This window comes from Erwinia sp. MYb416 (genome assembly GCF_037479575.1).
GTDB lineage: Bacteria > Pseudomonadota > Gammaproteobacteria > Enterobacterales > Enterobacteriaceae > Erwinia > Erwinia rhapontici.
This window is the reverse complement of record NZ_JBBGYT010000308.1, coordinates 1-681: the sequence shown is the minus strand read 5'-3', so window position 1 is coordinate 681 and position 681 is coordinate 1. Positions and strand designations below refer to the sequence as shown.

1 protein-coding gene is annotated in these 681 nt (G+C 44.5%); it reads left to right on the top strand.

What is annotated here, in order from left to right; genetic code table 11:
- On the top strand, nt 1–187 hold a 187-nt coding region (locus tag WH277_RS02780; RefSeq protein WP_339504283.1), incomplete at its 5' end, for a hypothetical protein.
- Between the last annotated feature and the right edge of the window lie 494 nt (nt 188–681).

Below are 681 nucleotides of genomic sequence, written 5' to 3'. Positions count from 1 at the left end.
ATTTGCCATTAATGTACGCCTACTGGGCCAGGCTCTACGTGTGTTTTTCAGCTTAACCATCCCCCCCGACAAACACAAACCTGATGCTAATGTGCAGATTGTCATCTCTTCGCAACACTTGGGGGCTAAAACGTCGGTGTTGAAACTGTGGTCTGCTTCGTTTGCCTTAAGTTTGCGCACGGTTTAAACAGTGAAAAAAAATCGCATGTTTTTTGGACGATTTATTTCATTGATTTTATTGGTTTTCTGAGCAATTGGTTGTATTGAATGTCAAGAAAATCTAACGATTGCCGTTTCGTTACCTTGATTTATCTACACGCGTAGATACAATAGCTGCGTAGTGAAAATTCACGGTGCTTGATGGTTAGCAGCTACGTGAAGGTCAGATTTGTTTCGCGTTACTTATACGATTGGTCAATTTTAGACCGTCGGCGCAAAGCGAATAAAGCGTTCCAACACCAGGGAACCTTTTTACCCGTCATACTTCAAGCTGCATGTGCGTTGGCTGCAGCTCGAATTATTTAGGGTAAACGACCTTTCGTCATGGCTTTATAACACGGCCTGTTCACTGGCGAATTTTCCTCCGACGGAGGAGTGCGTGCCAGGGATGGCGCCGAATAAAACTCCTCACATCAGGGAATTTTTCATGTCTACACCTCAAAGCGTTGCACAGGATACTGC